1 protein-coding gene is annotated in these 436 nt (G+C 59.6%); it reads left to right on the forward strand.

Translation table 11 applies throughout. The features are described 5' to 3' along the window. Positions 1 to 60: 60 nt before the first annotated feature. Positions 61 to 436: hypothetical protein (locus tag EOA23_RS35400; RefSeq protein WP_145966633.1), on the forward strand; the 376-nt coding region annotated here is incomplete at its 3' end.

The raw sequence follows: 436 nt of genomic DNA on the forward strand, positions 1-436 counted from the left end.
GGGTACATGGTGCCAAAGTAAAGTGTCAATACGAGAAGCAGGACCGAGGCCAATTTTCTGATGAAGCAGTTTTTCTTCCTCGCGGCATTGCTGCTCCACAGCACCGTCGTTGGCGCCGCCGATCTGGGCACCAACGAGCCGCATCCATTCGAGCAGCCCTCGGCCGCGTATCTGCAGAAGTTCGCAAAGCCTGGCGAAAAGACGTTCGTCTACGAGCGCTACGACGCAAGCGGCGGGCTTTTTCAACGAGAGGTGACACGGCTGGCAAAGCCGGTGGAAATCAGGTCCGCCACGGAACGCGTCATCAACGGCGTCACCTACCGGCTGCGTGGCCTCGTGGCCTGCCCGAAGCCCAAGATCACCTACAAGGCTGAGGGTTGGGATTGCACGAAGGCCGTGCAGGACTATGACGACGCCGTCTATAACACCCGCGCGT

It is taken from the genome of Mesorhizobium sp. M2A.F.Ca.ET.042.01.1.1 (genome assembly GCF_003997405.1).
In the GTDB taxonomy this organism is placed as follows: domain Bacteria; phylum Pseudomonadota; class Alphaproteobacteria; order Rhizobiales; family Rhizobiaceae; genus Mesorhizobium.